Below are 20,281 nucleotides of genomic sequence, written 5' to 3'. Positions count from 1 at the left end.
CTGGCGGCCTATTTGAGGAGGGCTCCATGGTCGAACAATCTGAACTCAACCGGCTCTTTTGGCACAGCCGCCGTGGCATGCTCGAGCTGGATGTGCTGCTGGTACCTTTTACCCAGGAAGTCTATGCGACCCTGAGCGAAGCGGACCGTGAGTGCTACCGCAACCTGCTGGCTTGCGAAGATCAGGACATGTTCGGCTGGTTCATGGAACGTACCGAGTCCGAAGACCCTGAATTGCAGCGCATGGTTCGCATGATCCTGGACCGTGTCCAGCCCAAGTGACCGCTTCGAATGTCGCTGGCAAGCCTCTCGGGGGTTGCTGGCGGCCTACCTGTTCGGCCAGCTGTCGGCGCTGCTTGCCCTGACCCTGCTGGACCTTCCCGTTGTCGTGCGCTTACTCGGGGCTGCCCTGTGCCTGTTGCATGGCGCCTGGGTGTTGCCGCGGCATGTCGTATTGACTCATCCCCATGCGTTCAGCCGTTTGCGTAGAGACGCCCAGGGCTGGCATCTGTGGAACCCTGCACAGGGCTGGCAGTCGGTGCAGTTGTGCCGTGACAGCCTGGCGTTGCCTGGCCTGGTATTGCTGCGCTTCAGGCGCGCTGGGCGACGGTGGACGGAAAGCCTGTGCATTCCCTTCGACGCGCTGGAGCCGGTGCAGCACCGGCGCCTGCGCGTGCGGTTGAAGTTCAGTCGGCGTAGGTGGGCGGCAGCAGAATAGTGTCGCGTGCTTCTTTCAGCATCTGTGGGTAGTCCAGCGTGTAATGCAGCCCGCGACTTTCCTTGCGTTGCATGGCTGAACGTATCATCAGCTCCGCGACCTGGGCCAGGTTGCGCAGCTCGATCAGGTCGCGGCTGACCTTGTAGTTGCTGTAGAACTCGTCGATTTCGTCGAGCAGCAGGCGTACCCGGTGTTCAGCACGCTGCAGGCGCTTGTTGGTGCGCACGATGCCGACATAGTCCCACATGAATCGCCGCAGTTCGTCCCAGTTGTGCGCAATGATCACGTCTTCGTCCGAGTCGGTGACCTGGCTGGCATCCCAGCATGGCAATGTTGCGGGCATGCTTACCTGGTCCAGCTTGCTGATGATGTCGGCAGCAGCGGAGCGCCCATACACGAAGCACTCAAGCAGCGAGTTGCTGGCCATGCGGTTGGCGCCGTGCAGGCCTGTGAAGCTGGTCTCGCCAATGGCATAGAGGCCGGGCACATCGGTATGGCCCTGTTCGTCGACCACTACGCCGCCACAGGTGTAGTGGGCGGCCGGCACTACCGGGATTGCCTGGGTGGTGATGTCGATGCCAAAGGTCAGGCAGCGTTCGTAAACGGTCGGGAAGTGGCTTTTGACGAACTCGGCGGGCTTGTGGCTGATGTCCAGGTAGACACAGTCTGCCCCGAGGCGCTTCATCTCGTGGTCGATGGCGCGGGCGACGATGTCCCGTGGCGCCAGTTCGGCGCGCGGATCGAAGCGTGGCATGAAACGCTCGCCGTTCGGCAGTTTGAGCAGTGCGCCTTCGCCGCGCAGTGCTTCGGTAATCAGGAAGCTCTTGGCCTGCGGGTGATACAGGCAGGTCGGGTGAAACTGGTTGAACTCCAGGTTGGCGACCCGGCAGCCTGCCCGCCAGGCCATGGCGATACCGTCGCCGCAGGCCCCATCGGGGTTGCTGGTGTAGAGGTAGACCTTGGCGGCCCCTCCGGTAGCCAGTACGGTGAAGCGTGCGCCGTAGGTGTCGACTTCGCCTGTCGAGCGGTTCAGAACGTAGGCGCCCAGGCAGCGCTCACCCTCCTGGCCCAGGCGCCGTTCGGTGATCAGGTCGACCGCAACCCGCTGCTCAAGCAGTTCGATGTTGGGGCGCTGTCGAGCCTGGGCGAGCAGGGTGGTAAAGATCGCCGCGCCGGTGGCGTCGGCGGCATGAATGATGCGTCGATGACTGTGGCCACCCTCACGGGTCAAATGGAACTCAAAACTGCCGTCGTCGACGCTGGCATGTTCATCGCGCGTAAAAGGTACGCCCTGGTCGATCAACCACTGGATGGCTTCGCGGCTGTGTTCGACCGTGAAGCGCACGGCATCTTCATGGCACAGCCCGCCGCCTGCGTTGAGCGTGTCCTCGACATGAGACTGCACGGTGTCGGTGTCATCGAGTACGGCTGCTACACCACCTTGAGCCCAGAACGTTGAACCGTTGGCGAGCTCGCCTTTACTGAGAACGGCAATGCGCAAGTGCTCTGGCAAGGTGAGGGCCAGGCTCAGGCCGGCAGCGCCGCTGCCAATCACTAGGACGTCATGTTGAAACTGTTGGCTCATGTCTGGAACTTCCGCGCGGGGCGACCAAGAGGGCGTAGGTGCCCCCTAGTATATAAAGGGGGGGATCGGCACAATAGTCAGGCTTTTATGGCATTGTGAAACTATCGTGAATCGAAATGGGCAGTCTTTATAACAGCCCAATACCCGGTTTTTCCATGCTATCTGCCGATTTTGCGTATGAGGTATCCCTGTCGGCAGCGGGAACTTTCCTTGAATTTCGGATATCCATAGAAGGCTGCCTGCATCACAGGACGCCGCGTCGATGGCAGGCAGGGCTTGTGTTAGCCGCTCTGCCCATGCCTTCGATGACCAGACTATCGACGCAGCCGGCGACGACCGTGCTGCGTTTTTTCGTGCGGGCTGACGACAGGCTGCAGGAAACTTGCTTGGAGGGGGAGAACTTTTGCGAAAAGCCCGAGTCTATGTTTGCAAGCCTGAGCGATGGCTGTTGCAGCACTCCTCCAGGTTCACCGAGGAGTATTCATGCTAACCCAGGAAGAGGATCAGCAACTTGTCGAGCGCGTGCAGCGCGGCGACAGGCGAGCCTTCGATCTGTTGGTGCTGAAGTATCAGCACAAGATTCTCGGGTTGATCGTGCGTTTTGTGCACGACACCCATGAAGCCCAGGATGTGGCCCAGGAAGCGTTCATCAAGGCCTACCGGGCTCTGGGCAATTTTCGTGGTGACAGTGCGTTTTACACCTGGCTTTACCGCATTGCCATCAACACGGCAAAGAATTACCTGGTGTCGCGCGGTCGGCGGCCACCAGACAGCGATGTAAGTTCCGAGGATGCGGAATTTTACGACGGCGATCATGGTCTCAAGGATCTCGAGTCCCCAGAACGCTCGTTGTTGCGTGATGAGATCGAAGACACTGTTCATCGAACCATTCAGCAACTGCCAGAAGATTTGCGTACAGCGTTAACTTTGCGCGAATTCGAAGGTCTGAGTTACGAGGACATTGCAAGCGTCATGCAGTGTCCGGTGGGTACCGTGCGCTCTCGAATCTTCCGCGCTCGGGAGGCCATAGATAAAGCCCTGCAGCCCTTGTTGCAGGAAACCTGAGACAGCGGCGACAGCCAAGAGAGGAACCGCCATGAGTCGTGAAGCTTTGCAGGAATCGCTGTCCGCGGTAATGGATAACGAAGCGGACGAATTGGAATTGCGTCGGGTATTGAATGCCGTCGACGATTCTGAAGCCCGTGCAACCTGGTCGCGTTATCAGATTGCGCGTGCAGCCATGCACAAAGAGCTGTTGGTGCCGCAGCTGGACATCGCTGCTGCCGTGTCGGCAGCGCTGGCCGATGAAGCGACTCCGGTGAAGGCTGCCCCTCGGTCATGGCGTAGCCTGGGGCGTCTGGCGGTTGCTGCCTCGGTAACGGTTGCGGTATTGGCAGGCGTTCGGCTGTACAATCAAAATGAGATCACTGGCGCTCAGCTGGCAGCCCAGCAGCCTCAGCAAGGTCTTTCTGTGCCACAAGTGCAGGGCCCTGCTGTTTTGGCAGGCTATAGTGAAAGTGCCGACCAGCCAGGGCCGATGGCCAATGGTGTACTGCAGGGGCAAGCAGGCTGGCAGGATCAACGTTTGCCAGGATACTTGCGTCAGCATGCTCAGGAAGCAGCCCTGAAAGGCACTGAAAGCGCTTTGCCTTATGCCCGTGCGGCCAGCCTGGAAAATCGCTAAGTAAGGAGGATCATGCGCACGCTACCTCTCATACCGCTTCTGCTCGGTGTATGGTTGACGGGCCCGGTCTTCGCCGCCAATTCCTCCACTGAAGCTACTGACTGGCTCAGTCGCCTGGCAAAAGCCGAGCAACAGCAAAGCTATCAGGGTACTTTCGTTTACGAGCGTAACGGCAGTTTCTCTACTCACGAAGTTTGGCATCGCGTTCAGGATGGCAAGATCAGCGAACGTTTGGTGCAGCTCGATGGGGCGGCTCAGGAGGTCGTGCGGGTTGACGGTATTACCCGCTGCGTGAGCGGAGCCTTGTTGGCGGAGGTGAGCAGTGTACCGGCCGTTCCCGGTCGGGTACTTGATCCGCTGAAACTGATGAACTGGTATGACCTGGGTATTGCCGGCCGTTCGCGTGTCGCTGGTCGCGACGTCACTATCGTTACCCTCAGCCCGCGTGACCAGCATCGTTATGCGTTTGAACTTCACCTGGATCGCGAAACCGGCTTGCCGCTCAAGTCATTGATGATCAATGACAAGGGGCAGTTACTGGAGCGTTTCCAGTTCACGCGCCTGGACACGACCAATGTTCCGAGCGACGCTCAGTTGCAGCCTGGCGATAACTGCAAGGCGGTTGCCCAGGCTTCTGAAGAGGCTGCACAGCGCGTGACGGGCTGGCGTTCAGACTGGTTGCCGCCAGGGTTTGAGCTGGTCAACAGCTCGATACGCCAAAGCCAGGACGGAAAAAGAACTGTCAGTAGCCTCATGTATGACGACGGGTTGGCGCGCTTCTCTGTGTTTGTCGAGCCTTCTGGCGAAGGTGGCGCTGTCGATACGCGTACCCAGCTTGGGCCGACCGTTGCGGTTTCGCGACGCTTGACGACGCCCAAAGGGGATATGGCGGTGACCGTTGTCGGTGAAATTCCTATCGGCACTGCTGAGCGTGTTGCACTGTCGATGCGTGCGCAAGATGCTCAGGCCAAGCAGTGATTGTCGTTTTAGAGGTGCACGGATGACTGGTACACCGACCAGGGACTGACATGATTGGTAAGCTTTGCGGTTTGCAAAATCTGATGGAATTTTCTATAGGTCAGGCCTTTCGGGGTCTGGCCTTTTCTGCTGTTGCAGCATCAAGAATGCCTATGCATCCAGCCTGTTTGTCGCCTTCACGGGTGCCGCCGGGCTTCTTGCGTTCGCAGGTCCCTACTGCTTAACCACGCTTGTTGTGACGGGAGCCGTATGTCAATACCACGCTTGAAATCGTATCTAACGTTGTTCGCCGCCGTGCTGATGCTCGGTCAGGTGGTCACCGCGCAGGCCGAAGCTTTGCCGGACTTCACTACGCTGGTCGAGCAAGCTTCGCCGGCAGTGGTGAACATCAGTACCCGGCAAAAAATGCCGGATCGTCAGCTTGCCGGTGGGCAGATGCCAGACCTGGAAGGCTTGCCGCCGATGTTCCGTGAATTTTTTGAGCGCAACATGCCTCCAGCGCCCCGCTCGCCGCGTGGCGATCGCCAGCGCGAGGCGCAGTCGCTGGGCTCGGGGTTTATCATCTCCAGTGATGGCTACGTGCTGACCAACAATCACGTAGTGGCCGATGCCGACGAGATCATGGTCCGTCTGTCGGATCGCAGTGAGTTCCAGGCCAAAGTGGTGGGCACTGACCCGCGCACCGATGTTGCGCTCTTGAAAATCGATGGCAAGAACCTGCCAACCGTCAAGCTGGGCGATTCGGAGAAACTCAAGGTCGGTGAATGGGTGCTGGCTATCGGCTCGCCGTTCGGCTTCGATCATTCGGTGACCAAAGGTATCGTCAGTGCCAAGGGCCGTACACTGCCTAACGACACCTATGTGCCGTTCATTCAGACGGACGTGGCCATCAATCCGGGTAACTCCGGTGGCCCGCTGTTCAACATGAACGGTGAGGTGGTCGGGATCAACTCGCAGATCTTCACCCGTTCCGGTGGCTTCATGGGCCTGTCGTTCGCTATCCCGATCGATGTGGCGCTGGATGTCTCCAACCAACTGAAGAAAGACGGCAAAGTCAGCCGTGGCTGGCTGGGTGTGGTCATTCAGGAGGTCAACAAGGACCTCGCAGAGTCGTTCGGCCTGGACAAGCCGGCCGGTGCGCTGGTGGCCCAGGTGCTTGAGGATGGCCCGGCGGCCAAGGGTGGCCTGCAGGTGGGAGACGTTATCCTGAGCATGAATGGTCAGCCGATCATCATGTCCGCTGATCTGCCTCATTTGGTGGGTGGCCTGAAAGAAGGCGCCAAAGCCAGTCTGGACGTGGTCCGGGAAGGTAAGCGCCGTACGCTGGATGTCACCATCGGCGCACTGCCGGATGACGATCAGGAAATCGTAGCCAGTGCCAACGGTGGCATCGAGCGTAGCAGCAACCGCCTGGGCGTTTCCGTGGCGGACTTGAATGCCGAGCAGAAGAAGGCGCTTGAGCTGAAGGGCGGTGTGGTCATCAAGGAAGTTCAGGACGGCCCTGCTGCAATGATTGGCCTGCGTCCAGGTGATGTGATTACTCATTTGAACAACCAGGCGATCATTTCGGCCAAGAGCTTCACTGAAATTGCCAAGGACCTGCCGAAGAACCGTTCGGTGTCGATGCGTGTGCTGCGTCAGGGCCGTGCCAGTTTCATCACCTTCAAGCTGGCTGAATAAGCCGGGTTGATTGAAGAGGGCGGCCACGGCCGCCCTTTTTTGTGTCTTCTGATGAGCGCAGAGCGCTCTGTAAGCGCCTGCTGTGGGGGAATCGTACAGTTGGCAGGGGATGTTCCTACGGCGCCAAATCGTTGTTCACGTGACGCCCACGCTGAGCATCAGGTACAATTCCCGGCTATTTTTCGGCGGGCCTCGTTCCGCAGCCTTTTTGAGTGTTGACCCGTGAGTGATTTGAGTCATATCCGCAATTTCTCCATCATCGCCCACATTGACCATGGCAAGTCGACGCTGGCCGACCGCTTCATTCAAATGTGCGGCGGCCTGTCCGCGCGTGAGATGGAAGCCCAGGTACTCGATTCCATGGACCTGGAGCGCGAGCGCGGGATCACCATCAAGGCTCACAGCGTCACCTTGCACTACAAGGCAAAGGACGGTGTCACCTACCAGTTGAACTTCATTGATACCCCAGGTCACGTTGACTTCACCTATGAAGTCAGCCGCTCGCTGGCCGCCTGTGAAGGTGCCTTGCTGGTGGTCGATGCTGGCCAGGGCGTCGAGGCGCAGTCGGTTGCCAACTGCTACACCGCCATCGAGCAAGGCCTTGAGGTCATGCCGGTCCTGAACAAGATGGACCTGCCCCAGGCCGACCCGGAGCGGGTCAAGGAAGAAATCGAGAAGATCATCGGTATCGACGCTACCGATGCCGTTGCCTGCAGTGCCAAGAGCGGCTTGGGTGTGGAAGAGGTGCTTGAGCGCCTGGTGCACACCATTCCTGCACCTACCGGTGATATCGAAGCGCCGCTGCAAGCCCTGATCATCGACTCCTGGTTCGACAACTACCTGGGCGTTGTGTCCCTGGTGCGTGTACGCCACGGTCGCGTGAAGAAAGGCGACAAGATTCTGGTCAAGTCCACCGGCAAGGTCCACCTGGTGGACAGCGTCGGTGTATTTACCCCGAAACATACCCAGACCGTCGACCTCAAGGCCGGTGAAGTGGGCTTCATCATTGCCAGCATCAAGGACATTCATGGTGCGCCAGTGGGCGACACCCTGACCCTGAGCTCAACCCCTGAGGTTGAGGTGCTGCCAGGTTTCAAACGGGTTCAGCCGCAGGTTTATGCCGGTCTTTTCCCGGTCAGCTCCGATGATTTCGAAGATTTTCGTGATGCATTGCAGAAGCTGACCCTGAACGACTCGTCGTTGCAGTACTCGCCGGAAAGCTCCGACGCACTGGGCTTCGGCTTCCGTTGCGGCTTCCTTGGCATGCTGCACATGGAGATCATCCAGGAGCGCCTGGAGCGCGAATACGACCTGGACCTGATCACCACCGCGCCAAGCGTAATCTTCGAGGTCAAACTCAAGACGGGCGAAACGATCTACGTCGATAACCCGTCGAAGCTGCCGGATATCTCTGCAGTCGAGGATTTCCGTGAGCCGATCGTGCAGGCGACCATCCTCGTGCCTCAAGAGCACCTGGGTAACGTCATCACCCTGTGCATCGAGAAGCGCGGCGTACAGCGCGACATGCAGTTCCTCGGTTCGCAAGTACAAGTGCGCTACGATCTGCCGATGAACGAAGTGGTTCTGGACTTCTTCGACCGCTTGAAGTCCACCAGCCGCGGTTATGCGTCGCTGGACTACCATTTCGACCGTTATCAGTCGGCGAATCTGGTAAAACTCGACGTGCTGATCAACGGCGACAAGGTCGATGCCCTGGCCCTGATCGTGCACCGTGACAATGCGCACTATAAAGGTCGCGCATTGACCGAGAAGATGAAGGAACTGATTCCTCGGCAGATGTTCGATGTGGCCATCCAGGCCGCCATTGGCGGGCAGATCGTCGCGCGAACCACTGTCAAGGCGCTCAGAAAGAACGTACTGGCTAAATGTTACGGTGGCGACGTGAGCCGTAAGCGCAAGCTGTTGGAAAAACAGAAGGCCGGTAAGAAACGCATGAAGCAGGTCGGCAACGTGGAAATTCCACAAGAAGCCTTCCTGGCCGTGCTCAGGTTGGATAGCTAGGTCCTATGTCGCTAAATTTCCCGCTGTTGTTAGTCATCGCCGTTGCCGTTTGCGGTCTGCTGGCCTTGCTTGATCTGCTGTTTCTGGCGCCACGCCGGCGGGCAGCGATCAGCAACTATCAGGGCAGCGTCAGCCAGCCCGATATGTCGGTACTTGAGCAGCTCAACAAGGAACCGCTGCTGGTTGAATACGGCAAGTCGTTCTTTCCGGTGCTGTTCATCGTGCTGGTGCTGCGCTCGTTCCTGGTAGAGCCGTTCCAGATCCCTTCGGGGTCGATGAAGCCGACCCTTGAAGTGGGCGATTTCATCCTGGTGAACAAGTTCTCCTATGGCATTCGTTTGCCGGTGATCGACAAGAAGGTCATTGAGGTTGGTGACCCTCAGCGGGGTGATGTAATGGTGTTCCGCTACCCCAGCGATCCGAACGTGAACTACATCAAGCGGGTGGTTGGCCTGCCAGGTGACCAGATCCGTTACACCAGCGACAAGAAGTTGTTCGTCAACGGTCAGCTGATTGCCGAGCAACTGGTGGGTACCGAGCCAGGCACCCTGGGTAGCGCCGAGCTGTACAAGGAAAAACTGGGCGAGGTGGAGCACCTGATCCGCAAGGAAATGGGCCGCTACCGGATGCCGCCGGACCAACAGTGGGTAGTCCCGGCTGGGCACTATTTCATGATGGGCGACAACCGCGACAACTCCAACGACAGTCGATACTGGGATGACCCCAACATTCCAAAAGAGCTGCACGGCATGGTTCCGGACAAGAACATCGTCGGTAAGGCCTTCGCTGTCTGGATGAGTTGGCCAGAGCCGAAATTGAGTCACCTGCCGAGCCTTTCGCGGGTTGGGCTGATCAAGTAACACCTAAACGGCGCTGTCTTGGGACAGCGCCGAATGCTTTTCTGGCATAGGCTGTGTTCAGGGTATCTGTGGATGTCCCCGAATCACTGGGTCGGAAGGGCATGAAGCCAAATAGTCTTTCAGGATCCGGATTTGAACAACGCGTTAAACCTGACGGCCACGAGCCAATCCGATAAGTGTGGGCGCCGGGCTGAGTCCCAGGCGCAAAAAATCGGCCATAAACCGAGCGTGGGTACACTGTGAGCGTTTCCTTGAGCCGCCTCGAGCGCAAGCTCGGCTACACCTTCAAGAACCAGGAGCTGATGCTGCTGGCCCTCACGCATCGCAGTTACGCCGGGCGTAACAACGAGCGCCTGGAGTTTCTGGGCGATGCGATTCTCAACTTTGTTGCCGGTGAGGCGCTGTTCGAGCGTTTTCCGCAAGCCCGTGAGGGTCAGTTGTCACGCCTGCGTGCGCGGCTGGTCAAGGGCGAGACCCTGGCCGTACTGGCGCGTGGGTTCGACCTCGGCGAGTACCTGCGTCTGGGCTCTGGCGAATTGAAAAGCGGTGGTTTCCGTCGCGAGTCGATTCTGGCCGACGCCCTTGAAGCGCTTATCGGTGCGATTTACCTCGACTCGGACATGCACACCGCGCGTGATCGCGTGCTGGACTGGCTGACCGGTGAGTTCGAGAGCCTGACGCTGGTCGATACCAACAAGGACCCGAAAACCCGTTTGCAGGAATTCCTGCAGTCACGGGCCTGCGAACTGCCCCGCTATGAAGTGGTGGATATCCAGGGTGAACCGCATTGCCGGACGTTTTTCGTCGAATGCGAAGTGGCCCTGTTGACTGAAAAAAGCCGAGGGCAGGGTGTTAGCCGGCGTATTGCCGAGCAGGTCGCCGCGGCGGCAGCCCTGATCGCCCTGGGCGTGGAGAATGGCAATGACTGATACGAATACTACCCGTTGCGGCTATGTCGCCATCGTCGGCCGCCCCAACGTGGGCAAATCGACGTTGCTTAACCACATCCTCGGGCAGAAGCTGGCGATCACCTCGCGCAAGCCGCAGACCACACGTCACAACATGCTCGGGATCAAGACCGAGGGCGATATCCAGGCGATCTACGTCGATACCCCCGGTATGCACAAGAGCAACGAGAAGGCGCTCAACCGCTACATGAACAAGACCGCTTCGGCGGCCTTGAAAGACGTCGACGTGGTCATCTTCGTGGTCGATCGCACCCGCTGGACCGATGAAGACCAACTGGTGCTGGAGCGCGTGCAGTACGTGCAAGGCCCGGTGATCCTGGCCATCAACAAGACCGACCGTATCGAAGAGAAGGCCGAGTTGATCCCGCACCTGCAATGGTTGCAGGAGCAACTGCCGAATGCCGAGATCGTACCGATTTCCGCGCAGCAGGGGCATAACCTCGATGCACTGGAAGCACTGATCGCCAAGCACCTGCCGGAAAACGAACACTTTTTCCCGGAAGATCAGATCACCGACCGCAGCAGCCGTTTCCTGGCCGCTGAACTGGTGCGCGAGAAGATCATGCGTCAACTCGGTGCCGAGCTGCCGTACCAGATCACCGTGGAGATCGAAGAGTTCAAGCAGCAGGGCAAGATCCTGCATATCCATGCCTTGATCCTGGTCGAGCGTGATGGTCAGAAGAAGATCATCATTGGCGACAAGGGCGAGCGGATCAAACGCATTGGTTCCGAGGCGCGCAAGGACATGGAGTTGCTGTTCGACGCCAAGATCATGCTCAACCTCTGGGTCAAGGTCAAAGGCGGCTGGTCTGATGATGAGCGTGCCCTGCGCTCCTTGGGTTACGGCGACCTGTAAGCCTCCAGGCCCGATACCGTCCGGTGTCGGGCCGACTCCTTTCTGAAGTTCAACTCATGGAACTACCCGTCGGCCAACCGGCTTACGTCCTGCACAGTCGGGCCTACCGCGAAACCAGTGCACTGGTGGACTTCCTCACGCCTCAGGGCCGGCTGCGCGCGGTGTTACGTCGTGCACGCGGTAAGGCCGGAACGCTGGCGCGTCCCTTCGTTGCGCTGGAAGTCGAGTTCCGTGGCCGTGGTGAACTGAAAAACGTCGGGCGCATGGAAAGCAATGGCGTCGGTATCTGGCTGAACGGTGATGCACTGTTCAGTGGCCTCTACCTCAATGAGTTGATGACCCGACTGCTGCCCATCGAGGACCCGCACCCCCGGTTGTTTGAGCATTACACCGCAACCCTGCAGGCATTGGCCGCCGGGCGCGCACTGGAGCCGTTGCTGCGCTCGTTCGAGTGGCGTCTGCTGGATGAGCTGGGGTATGCCTTCGAGTTGGATCGGGATCTTGCGGGGGAACCGCTGGCCGCCGATGGCCTGTATCGGTTGCAGGTGGATGCAGGCCTGGAGCGGGTTTACCTGCTTCAGCCAGGTGTGTTCAATGGCGTTGAGCTGACAGCCATGGCCGAAGCCGACTGGAGTGTGCCCGGTGCCTTGAGCGCGGCCAAGCGTTTGATGCGTCAGGCGCTGGCTGTTCATTTGGGCGGAAGGCCATTGGTCAGTCGCGAACTGTTTCGCAAGCCGTAAGCTCGTCGTATGCTGTGAGGCTCAATTTTCAGGAGAGCTTCTTCGTGACCCACAGCAACCGCATTCTTCTCGGCGTGAACATCGACCACGTGGCGACCCTGCGCCAGGCCCGTGGCACGCGTTACCCGGACCCGGTCAAGGCCGCGCTGGATGCCGAGGAAGCCGGTGCCGATGGCATCACCGTCCACCTGCGTGAAGATCGCAGGCATATTCAGGAGCGCGACGTGCTGCTGCTCAAGGATGTGCTGCAAACGCGGATGAACTTCGAGATGGGCGTCACCGAGGAAATGATGGCGTTTGCCGAGCGTATTCGCCCGGCACATATCTGCCTGGTACCGGAAACCCGTCAGGAACTGACCACCGAGGGCGGCCTGGATGTGGCCGGCCAGGAAGCGCGGATCAAGGCGGCAGTCGAGCGCCTGTCGCGCCTCGGCTCGGAAGTGTCCTTGTTCATCGATGCTGACGAGCGCCAGATCGAAGCCTCTCGCCGTGTTGGGGCTCCGGCTATCGAGCTGCATACCGGTCGTTACGCCGATGCCGAAACACCCGCTGACGTGGCTGAAGAGCTCAAGCGCGTCGCCGACGGCGTGGCCTTTGGCGTCGCTCAGGGCCTGATCGTAAATGCCGGGCACGGCTTGCACTATCACAACGTGGAAGCGGTCGCGGCAATCAAGGGCATCAACGAGCTGAACATCGGGCATGCACTGGTTGCCCATGCCCTGTTCGTCGGCTTCAAGTCGGCAGTGGCCGAGATGAAGTCGCTGATTCTGGCGGCCAGCCGCGGCTGAGCAATAGGTCACTCATGTACGCCGCCAGACGAGGTGATACCTGGTCGGCGGCTTAGCATTGAGCGTTACTTGCGCGCGACCAGCACCGCACGGCGTGGTGCTGGCAAACCTTCGATGGTGCGGCTGTGATCGTTGGGGTCGAGGAAGTCGCTGAGCGACTGATAACGCATCCACTCGGTGCTGCGTTGTTCCTCGATGCTGGTGACGCTGACATCGACGCAGCGCACGTCGCTGAAACCGGCGCGACGCAGCCAGCGCTCCAGCGCGGGTACCGAGGGCAGGAACCAGACGTTGCGCATTTGTGCGTAGCGGTCTTCAGGTACCAATACCTGCTGTTCATCGCCTTCGATGACCAAGGTTTCCAGCACCAACTCGCCACCCTTGACCAGGCAGTCCTTGAGCGCCAGCAGGTGCTCGATTGGCGAGCGCCGATGGTAGAACACACCCATGGAGAATACGGTGTCGAAGCCTTCCAGGTTCGCTGGCAGGTCTTCCAGGGCGAACGGCAAGTGCCAGGCCGGCAGCTCTGGCAGGTAACGTTGCACGGCCTGGAACTGGCAGAAGAACAGCCAGTTGGGGTCTACGCCAATGACGCTGTCGGCACCGGCGCCGAGCATGCGCCACTGGTAGTAGCCATTGCCGCAGCCGACGTCCAGTACACGCTTGCCGCGCAAGTCCAGGTGCGGCGCGACCCGCTCCCATTTCCAGTCCGAACGCCATTCGGTGTCGACGTGAACACCGAACAGGTCGAAAGGCCCCTTGCGCCAGGGCGACAAGCCCATCAGTGCCGTGCGCATCTGTTCACGCGTGGCAGGCGCGCAGTCGCAGTCCAGGCGCAGGCCGTTGAGCAGGTCGACGTGCTCGGGCGTGAGCGCGGGCAGGGCATCGAGCGCCGCTTGCCAACGTTCCAGGTCGCCATGGCCTTTTTCCAGCTTGGCATCGAGTTGTGCCTGCAGGCCCTGGGACCATTCAGCCAGAGGTGTGCCCGCCAGGCGGCGAACAAGAGGGGAAAGATCAATCATGGCAGGGCAATCAGTGAGGCGAAATTAAGGCACTGGAACCACGGCACGACCTTGGAGAAGCCCGCTGCGAGTAGACGCTCACGGTGTTCTTCCAGGCTGTCGGGTTTCATCACGTTCTCGATGGCACTGCGTTTCTGGGCAATTTCCAGTTCGCTGTAGCCATTGGCGCGCTTGAACGCGACATGCAGGTCGGTGAGCAGGGCATGTTCCTGTGGGTCGTTGAAGCGCAGTTTTTCCGAGAGGATCAGGGCGCCGCCGGGCAGCAGGGCCTGGCGAATACGCGACAGCAGTGCCAGGCGCTGCTCTGGGGCAATGAACTGCAGGGTGAAGTTCATCGCCACCACCGAGGCGGGCTGGAACTCAAGGGCGAGGATGTCGCCTTCGATCACTTCGACCGGCAGCAGCTCCTGGAACATTGAGTCTTGGGCCGTGAGGTACTGGCGGCAACGCTCGACCATGGCGGCGGAGTTGTCCACAGCGATAACGCGGCAGCCGTCCTGACGTACATGCCGGCGCAGTGCCTGGGTGACAGCACCCAACGAGCTGCCCAGGTCGTACAGGGCGGTGTGCGGCTGAGCAAACTGCGCAGCCAGTACGCCGAGGTTCTCGACAATGGTCGGGTAACCGGGTACTGAACGCTTGATCATGTCCGGGAACACTCGGACCACGTCTTCGTTGAAGGCGAAGTCGGGCACCTGGCCAAGCGGCTGGGCGAATAGGCGGTCGGGTTCTTTGCTCACGGGCAGTCCAGGCGTTCAGCGGTAAAGGGTCGGCATTTTAGCCAAACTGGCAGCGGGATGCATGGCCGGCTGACAAGTGCGTCTTACTTCACCGTAATTGCACAATCAAAGGTCTGTGCCGGGGGGACTTCCGGTGCCCAGGGTTGTTGATAGACCAGTATCAAGTGACCCTCGCCAGCGGTCTTCGCCTGGAAGCGCCATACCGATTGCCCGGCGCTACCGACCAGCCCTGTACCTTCGGGGTTGCTGTAGACCTCCGGGCCAAGGCTGCGCAGGATACTGGCGGCAGGGTTTTGCAATAACCAGCGGTAGCCCGTGGTGGGGTTGCTGGGCAGCGTCAGGGTGAGGGTTTGATCATTTCGCAACTGGACGGGGCAGTCTGCCGTTTTTTCCAGATTGATGTTCTGCCGTGGTTGTTGGGCACAGGCGCTGAGCAGGGCGAGGCTCACGGGAACGAGCAGGCGGGCAAGGGTCATGATGGCTCCGAATGAACAACGAAGACGCAGCATAACCGAAGCGCCCGCACATGTAGGCGTCGGCCTCACCCGCGATGCAGGCACTGCGTGCGATGCGCCATGGCATCACGCGCATCGCCCGCAAGGCTGGCTCTCACAGACGCCGCAGTAGTCAGAACAACACGTTGGCAACGTCGCTGAAACGCTTGGCAAAGTGCACGTTCAAGCCTTGTTTGAGGTAGTCCGGCAGCTCTTCAAAATCGCCGCGGTTGGCCTCAGGCAGGATCAGCTCGAAGATTTTCTGTCGGCGTGCGGCAATCACTTTCTCGCGTACGCCGCCAATCGGCAGCACATGCCCGGTCAGTGTCAGCTCGCCAGTCATGGCCACGCCTTTCTTCGGCGCCTGGTCGCGGGCCAGCGATAGCAAGGCACTGGCCATGGTCACGCCGGCACTCGGGCCGTCCTTGGGCGTTGCGCCTTCCGGCACATGCAGGTGGATAAAGGCCTCGTTGAAGAAGCTCGGGTCGCCACCGAACTGCTTCAGGTGCGAGCTGACATAGCTGTAGGCGATCTCGGCAGATTCCTTCATGATATCGCCCAACTGACCGGTCAGTTTGAAGCCGCGGTTCAGGGTGTGGATCAGGGTCGCCTCGATTGGCAAGGTCGCGCCCCCCATGCTGGTCCAGGCCAGGCCGGTGATGACGCCTTTTCCTGCCAGTACCTGTTCACTGCGAAACACCGGCATGCCCAGGGAGGCTTCAAGGTCCTTCGTGCCAATCTTGATGGTCGTGTCGGGGTGCTCCAGTAACTGCACCACGGCTTTGCGCACCAGCTTGCCCAACTGCTTCTCAAGCTGACGTACGCCAGCTTCGCGCGCATAGCCTTCGATGACCGCGCGCAGGGCGCTGTCGGTGATACTCAGGCTGGTTTTGGCCACCCCGGCTTTCTGCAGTTGCTTGGGCCACAAATGGCGCTTGGCGATAGCCAGTTTCTCTTCGGTGATGTAGCCGGAAAGGCGGATCACTTCCATGCGGTCGAGCAATGGCCCGGGAATCGAGTCGAGGGTGTTGGCGGTGCAGACGAACAACACTTTGGACAAGTCCAGGCGCAGGTCCAGGTAATGGTCGAGGAAGTCGACGTTCTGTTCCGGGTCGAGGGTCTCCAGCAGCGCCGAGGCGGGGTCGCCCTGGTAGCTCTGACCCATCTTGTCGATCTCGTCGAGCATGATGACCGGGTTCATTACGCCGACGTCCTTCAAGGCCTGCACCAGTTTGCCCGGTTGGGCGCCGATGTAGGTGCGCCGGTGCCCCTTGATCTCGGCTTCGTCGCGCATGCCGCCAACACTGAAGCGGTAGAACGGCCGTCCCAGGGATTCGGCAATGGATTTGCCGATGCTGGTCTTGCCGACGCCTGGCGGGCCTACGAGCAGGACAATCGAACCGCTTATTTCGCCCTTGTAGGCACCCACCGCAAGAAACTCAAGGATTCGCTCCTTGATGTCGTCGAGGCCGGCATGGTGAAGGTCCAGCACCTTGCGCGCATGCTTGAGGTCAAGCTTGTCTTTGCCGTAAACGCCCCAGGGCAGGGCGGTTGCCCAGTCCAGGTAGTTGCGGGTGACGGCATACTCCGGTGAGCCGGTCTCAAGAATCGACAGCTTGCCCAGCTCTTCATCGATACGTTTCTGCGTGGCGCTTGGCAGGGTTTTGCCTTCCAGGCGCTGCTTGAACTGTTCCAGGTCGGCACTGCGGTCGTCCTTGGTCAGCCCCAGTTCCTGTTGGATGACCTTGAGTTGTTCCTTGAGGAAAAACTCACGCTGATGCTCACCGATCTGCCGGTTCACTTCGGCAGAAATCTCGTTCTGCAGGCGTGCGACCTCGACCTCCTTGCGCAACATCGGCAGGACCTTCTCCATGCGCTTGAGCATGGGCACACAGTCGAGCACTTCCTGCAGTTGGCTACCGGTGGCAGAGGTCAGTGCGGCGGCGAAGTCGGTGAGGGGGGACGGGTCGTTGGGGCTGAACCGGTTTAAGTAGTTTTTCAGTTCTTCGCTGTACAGCGGGTTGAGCGGCAGCAGCTCCTTGATCGCGTTGATCAGCGCCATGCCGTAGGCCTTCACCTCGTCGGTGGGCTCGCTGGGCTGATGCGGATAATCAACCTCGACCAGATAGGGCGGTCGATGGTGCTTGAGCCAGCCGCGGATACGCACACGGCTCAGGCCTTGGGCAACGAATTGCAGTTTGCCGTTTTCGCGGCTGGCGTGGTGGACCTTGACCAGGGTGCCGTAGGTTGGCAGCGTCGATGTATCAAAGTGCCGAGGGTCGTCAGGCGGAGTGTCCATGAAGAACAGCGCCAAGGCATGGTGCGGTGTCTTGGCCACCAGATCGAGGGTTTCTGCCCAGGGTTCTTCATTGACGATGACCGGCAACACTTGCGCCGGGAAGAACGGCCGGTTGTGAATCGGGATGATATAGACCTTGTCCGGCAGTTGCTGGCCGGGCAATGCCAGGTGGGTACGGCCACTGTGGCTGGCTTCGATATGTTCGACTTCGGCCTGTTCCTTTGGCGTTTCCGGGAGATCCTGCTGGTCGCTCATGGGGCACCTGCGTAAATGACTATGGTGCTTAGATGGGGCGGGTGAAAGGCTGTTTCAATGGCAAAGGTTGTGCCCACGCCATGCAAAAAAAACGGCCACCTAAAGGGTAGCCGTTCAATCACATGAAAGCGCCCGGTTTGCGCGGGGCGCTCTCAGTTGGCATCAGTCAGCCAATTTGTAAGCAATTACGTAGTCACCCATTTTGGTGCCCAGCGAGCCATGGCCGCCAGCCGTCACCAGCACGTACTGTTTGCCGTCCTTGCCGGTGTAGGTCATCGGGGTTGCTTGGCCACCTGCCGGCAGGCGCGACTTCCACAACTCTTTGCCGGTGTTTACGTCGTAGGCGCGCAGGTACTGGTCGAGTGTGCCGCTGAGGAAGCCCAGGCCGGAGGCCGTCACAATTGAACCGCCCATGCTCGGTACACCGATCGGCAGGCCAATCGGCAGCGGTGAGCTGTCGCGGCTGGTGCCGTTCTTGTGTTTCCACACCACTTTGCCTTTGTTCAGGTCAATACCGGCAACGTAACCCCAGGCGGGGGCCTGGCACGGTATGCCGAGCGGCGACATGAACGGATGCATGGTCACGGCATAGGGCGCACCGCTGTTGGGTTGTACGCCGCTGGTTTCGCTTTCACGCTTGCTGCCTGCGGCAACATCGGCGCGCGGCACCAGCTTGGAGACGAAGGCCATGTAGTTCGGGCTGGTGAACAGCAGTTGGCGAACCGGATCAACCGAGACGCTGCCCCAGTTGAATACGCCGACGTTGCCTGGGTAAACCAGGCTGCCTTGCAGCGATGGCGGGGTGTACTGGCCTTCGTAGCGCAGTTCGCGGAACTGGATGCGGCAGAGCATCTGGTCAAACGGGCTGGCGCCCCACATGGCTTGTTCGGTCAGGTCCGGGCCCAGCAGGTTGAGGTCCGAGCGTGCCTGGGTCGGCGAAGTGTGATCGCCTTCGACCGCGCCCTGAGGTACCGGGACTTCCTGGATCGGAATGATCGGCGTGCCGTCACGACGATCGAGGACATACAGGCTGCCCTGTTTGGTCGGTGCAATCAGGGCCGGTTTCACGCCATCGGCGGTGGCCATGTCGAGCAGGGTCGGCTGGCTGCCGACGTCCATGTCCCACAGGTCATGGTGGGTGAACTGATAATTCCAGCGCACCTTGCCGGTGGTCAGGTCCAGCGCCACGATGCCGGCGCTGAATTTCTCTGCGCCTGGGGTACGGTCGGCGCCCCATTGGTCTGGGGTCTGGTTGCCCAGTGGCAGGTAGACCATGTTGAGCTTTTCATCGACGCTGGCCAACGACCACATGTTGGGTGAGTTGCGGGTGTAGAACTTGCCCGCTGCCAGCGGTGCCGTGGCCTCAGGGTTGCCGGCGTCCCAGTTCCAGACCAGGTGCCCATCGTGTACGTCGTAAGCGCGGATGACACCGGACGGTTCGTTGGTCGACTCGTTGTCGGTGACGTGGCCACCAATGATTACCAGTTGGCGGGTAATGGCCGCAGGCGAGGTCGAGTAGTAGCCGCCAGCGGTGAATGGGCCGATACCGGTGGTCAGGTCGATGACACCCTGCTTGCCGAAGCCTTCACAGATTTTGCCGTTATCAGCGTTCAGTGCGATCAGGCGCGCATCAGCGGTGGGCAGGTAGAGGCGGCGAGGGCAGGCGCGGACCACCGCCATGCCGGCTTCGGAGATTTTGGGGGCCGGGCTGCCGTCCATGTTGACGTAGTTGTTCTCGTCGTAATACGACACCCCCCGGCAGGTCATGTGGGCGAAGCCCTTGAAGCCGACCGGGCTTTTGATCTGCGGATCGAAACGCCAGATTTCCGCGCCGGTGTCCGGGTCCAATGCCAGTACTTTGCTGTGCGCGGTGCAGGCATAGAGCATGCCGTTGGCCTTCAGCGGGGTGTTCTGGTTGGTCAGTTCCACCGGATCGTTGTCAGTTGGCAGATCGCCTGTACGGATGCGCCAGGCTTCTTGCAACTTGTGAATGTTGTAGGGCGTGATCTGGCGTAGGGGCGAGTAACGGTCACCATACTCAGTGCGGCCATAGGCCTGCCATTCACCGTCCGGCATTTGCGGCGCGGTGCTGGCCATGTCACTGCTGTCGCGGCCCAGCTTGCCATTGATTTCACCAGGGTGAGTGAACTGGCTGGCGATGGCTGTAGCACCCGACAACACGACGGCCAGGCTCAGCAGGCCGGTGTTCACTTTGCTCGGTTGGCCGCGCAGTGGGCGGCGTGCCCATGGCAGCAGCAGGACAACGCCAAGGGCGAACCACAGGGCCAGACGGGGCACCAGTTGCCACCAGTCCAGGCCCACTTCCCACAGTGCCCAGAGGGTGCTGCCCAGAAGAACCAGACCGTACAGGCCGAGGGCATTGCGGCGTAATGCCAGCAGCAGGATGCCAGACAGGGCAAAACCGATACCGGCAATCAGGTAATACAGCGAGCCGCCAAGCTGGCTTAGCTTTATGCCACCGGCCAGCAGTGCCAGGCCCATCAGCAACAGCAGAATGCCGAGCAGTCTCGGCAGCCAGCGGGTTCTACTCAAGGCACCGTCAGTGCTCATCGTGTGTTCTCCGTACAGTTGA

18 protein-coding genes are annotated in these 20,281 nt (G+C 60.0%); 12 read left to right on the top strand and 6 right to left on the bottom strand.

Going from position 1 to position 20,281, the window contains the following annotated elements:
• Positions 1 to 26: 26 nt before the first annotated feature.
• Positions 27 to 281 carry an FAD assembly factor SdhE gene (locus tag AB7M23_RS01335; protein WP_065761106.1) on the top strand — a complete coding sequence of 85 codons (255 nt, stop codon included), beginning with the start codon at positions 27 to 29 and terminating at the stop codon, positions 279 to 281.
• Positions 265 to 717 (top strand): protein YgfX, encoded by a 453-nt coding sequence (locus tag AB7M23_RS01330; RefSeq protein WP_102052654.1) that lies wholly within the window; start codon positions 265 to 267, stop codon positions 715 to 717. Before AB7M23_RS01335 ends, AB7M23_RS01330 begins: the two co-directional genes overlap by 17 nt.
• Here AB7M23_RS01330 and nadB read toward each other — a convergent pair.
• Entirely contained in the window at positions 686 to 2,302 is a 1,617-nt protein-coding gene (gene nadB / locus AB7M23_RS01325; protein ID WP_099775636.1) for an L-aspartate oxidase, read from the bottom strand. The two genes, AB7M23_RS01330 and nadB, sit on opposite strands and share 32 nt — an antisense overlap.
• A 483-nt stretch (positions 2,303 to 2,785) precedes the next feature.
• On the opposite strand from nadB, the gene rpoE reads away from it, so the two are divergent.
• From rpoE to pdxJ, 10 genes are all read left to right on the top strand, one after another.
• Complete coding sequence (rpoE, locus tag AB7M23_RS01320; RefSeq protein ID WP_099775635.1) at positions 2,786 to 3,367, top strand: RNA polymerase sigma factor RpoE; 582 nt, start codon at positions 2,786 to 2,788, stop codon at positions 3,365 to 3,367.
• 31 nt (positions 3,368 to 3,398) lie between these two features.
• Positions 3,399 to 3,986, top strand: coding sequence for an RseA family anti-sigma factor (locus AB7M23_RS01315; protein WP_065759359.1), 588 nt, complete (start codon positions 3,399 to 3,401; stop codon positions 3,984 to 3,986).
• 12 nt (positions 3,987 to 3,998) lie between these two features.
• A complete protein-coding gene (locus tag AB7M23_RS01310; RefSeq protein ID WP_330523174.1) occupies positions 3,999 to 4,964 on the top strand; it encodes a MucB/RseB C-terminal domain-containing protein in 966 nt (321 codons plus the stop codon).
• A 300-nt stretch (positions 4,965 to 5,264) separates the two neighbouring features.
• Positions 5,265 to 6,644 carry a DegQ family serine endoprotease gene (locus AB7M23_RS01305; protein WP_454242138.1) on the top strand — a complete coding sequence of 460 codons (1,380 nt, stop codon included), beginning with the start codon at positions 5,265 to 5,267 and terminating at the stop codon, positions 6,642 to 6,644.
• 222 nt (positions 6,645 to 6,866) lie between these two features.
• Entirely contained in the window at positions 6,867 to 8,666 is a 1,800-nt protein-coding gene (gene lepA / locus AB7M23_RS01300) for a translation elongation factor 4 (RefSeq protein ID WP_065759356.1), read from the top strand.
• Positions 8,667 to 8,671: 5 nt separating this feature from the next.
• Positions 8,672 to 9,526 carry a signal peptidase I gene (lepB, locus tag AB7M23_RS01295; RefSeq protein ID WP_102052657.1) on the top strand — a complete coding sequence of 285 codons (855 nt, stop codon included), beginning with the start codon at positions 8,672 to 8,674 and terminating at the stop codon, positions 9,524 to 9,526.
• A gap of 239 nt (positions 9,527 to 9,765) precedes the next feature.
• Positions 9,766 to 10,455 carry a ribonuclease III gene (rnc, locus tag AB7M23_RS01290; RefSeq protein ID WP_065759354.1) on the top strand — a complete coding sequence of 230 codons (690 nt, stop codon included), beginning with the start codon at positions 9,766 to 9,768 and terminating at the stop codon, positions 10,453 to 10,455.
• On the top strand, positions 10,448 to 11,350 hold the full coding sequence (gene era, locus AB7M23_RS01285; RefSeq protein WP_065759353.1) for a GTPase Era: 903 nt from the start codon (positions 10,448 to 10,450) through the stop codon (positions 11,348 to 11,350). Before rnc ends, era begins: the two co-directional genes overlap by 8 nt.
• A gap of 56 nt (positions 11,351 to 11,406) precedes the next feature.
• Positions 11,407 to 12,090 carry a DNA repair protein RecO gene (gene recO / locus AB7M23_RS01280; protein ID WP_454240069.1) on the top strand — a complete coding sequence of 228 codons (684 nt, stop codon included), beginning with the start codon at positions 11,407 to 11,409 and terminating at the stop codon, positions 12,088 to 12,090.
• 44 nt (positions 12,091 to 12,134) lie between these two features.
• Positions 12,135 to 12,878 carry a pyridoxine 5'-phosphate synthase gene (pdxJ, locus tag AB7M23_RS01275; RefSeq protein ID WP_065759351.1) on the top strand — a complete coding sequence of 248 codons (744 nt, stop codon included), beginning with the start codon at positions 12,135 to 12,137 and terminating at the stop codon, positions 12,876 to 12,878.
• A gap of 65 nt (positions 12,879 to 12,943) precedes the next feature.
• Here pdxJ and cmoB read toward each other — a convergent pair whose 3' ends face one another.
• From cmoB to AB7M23_RS01250, 5 genes are all read right to left on the bottom strand, one after another.
• The gene (gene cmoB / locus AB7M23_RS01270; RefSeq protein ID WP_454240068.1) at positions 12,944 to 13,900 is read right to left on the bottom strand and encodes a tRNA 5-methoxyuridine(34)/uridine 5-oxyacetic acid(34) synthase CmoB; all 957 of its coding nucleotides are present in this window, start codon (positions 13,898 to 13,900) and stop codon (positions 12,944 to 12,946) included.
• The gene (gene cmoA / locus AB7M23_RS01265) at positions 13,897 to 14,640 is read right to left on the bottom strand and encodes a carboxy-S-adenosyl-L-methionine synthase CmoA (RefSeq protein ID WP_065759349.1); all 744 of its coding nucleotides are present in this window, start codon (positions 14,638 to 14,640) and stop codon (positions 13,897 to 13,899) included. The genes cmoB and cmoA overlap by 4 nt, the downstream gene beginning before the upstream one ends.
• Positions 14,641 to 14,723: 83 nt before the next feature.
• Entirely contained in the window at positions 14,724 to 15,116 is a 393-nt protein-coding gene (locus AB7M23_RS01260; RefSeq protein ID WP_330523172.1) for a protease inhibitor I42 family protein, read from the bottom strand.
• A 151-nt stretch (positions 15,117 to 15,267) separates the two neighbouring features.
• Positions 15,268 to 17,688 carry an endopeptidase La gene (gene lon, locus AB7M23_RS01255; RefSeq protein WP_454240067.1) on the bottom strand — a complete coding sequence of 807 codons (2,421 nt, stop codon included), beginning with the start codon at positions 17,686 to 17,688 and terminating at the stop codon, positions 15,268 to 15,270.
• 162 nt (positions 17,689 to 17,850) lie between these two features.
• Positions 17,851 to 20,259, bottom strand: coding sequence for a glucose/quinate/shikimate family membrane-bound PQQ-dependent dehydrogenase (locus AB7M23_RS01250; protein ID WP_454240066.1), 2,409 nt, complete (start codon positions 20,257 to 20,259; stop codon positions 17,851 to 17,853).
• Between the last annotated feature and the right edge of the window lie 22 nt (positions 20,260 to 20,281).

The organism is Pseudomonas sp. HLS-6 TE3448 (assembly GCF_053629555.1).
Note: the sequence above shows the minus strand (reverse complement) of the source record. Positions and strands in the feature narration are given on the sequence as shown.

Bases quoted from the DNA above. Each gene is read 5' to 3' on its own strand.
- AB7M23_RS01335 (WP_065761106.1), top strand. From the start codon at position 27: ATGGTCGAACAATCTGAACTCAACCGGCTCTTTTGGCACAGCCGCCGT.
- nadB (WP_099775636.1), bottom strand. From the start codon at position 2,302: ATGAGCCAACAGTTTCAACATGACGTCCTAGTGATTGGCAGCGGCGCT.
- rpoE (WP_099775635.1), top strand. From the start codon at position 2,786: ATGCTAACCCAGGAAGAGGATCAGCAACTTGTCGAGCGCGTGCAGCGC.
- AB7M23_RS01315 (WP_065759359.1), top strand. From the start codon at position 3,399: ATGAGTCGTGAAGCTTTGCAGGAATCGCTGTCCGCGGTAATGGATAAC.
- AB7M23_RS01310 (WP_330523174.1), top strand. From the start codon at position 3,999: ATGCGCACGCTACCTCTCATACCGCTTCTGCTCGGTGTATGGTTGACG.
- AB7M23_RS01305 (WP_454242138.1), top strand. From the start codon at position 5,265: ATGCTCGGTCAGGTGGTCACCGCGCAGGCCGAAGCTTTGCCGGACTTC.
- lepB (WP_102052657.1), top strand. From the start codon at position 8,672: ATGTCGCTAAATTTCCCGCTGTTGTTAGTCATCGCCGTTGCCGTTTGC.
- era (WP_065759353.1), top strand. From the start codon at position 10,448: ATGACTGATACGAATACTACCCGTTGCGGCTATGTCGCCATCGTCGGC.
- recO (WP_454240069.1), top strand. From the start codon at position 11,407: ATGGAACTACCCGTCGGCCAACCGGCTTACGTCCTGCACAGTCGGGCC.
- cmoB (WP_454240068.1), bottom strand. From the start codon at position 13,900: ATGATTGATCTTTCCCCTCTTGTTCGCCGCCTGGCGGGCACACCTCTG.
- AB7M23_RS01260 (WP_330523172.1), bottom strand. From the start codon at position 15,116: ATGACCCTTGCCCGCCTGCTCGTTCCCGTGAGCCTCGCCCTGCTCAGC.
- lon (WP_454240067.1), bottom strand. From the start codon at position 17,688: ATGAGCGACCAGCAGGATCTCCCGGAAACGCCAAAGGAACAGGCCGAA.
- AB7M23_RS01250 (WP_454240066.1), bottom strand. From the start codon at position 20,259: ATGAGCACTGACGGTGCCTTGAGTAGAACCCGCTGGCTGCCGAGACTG.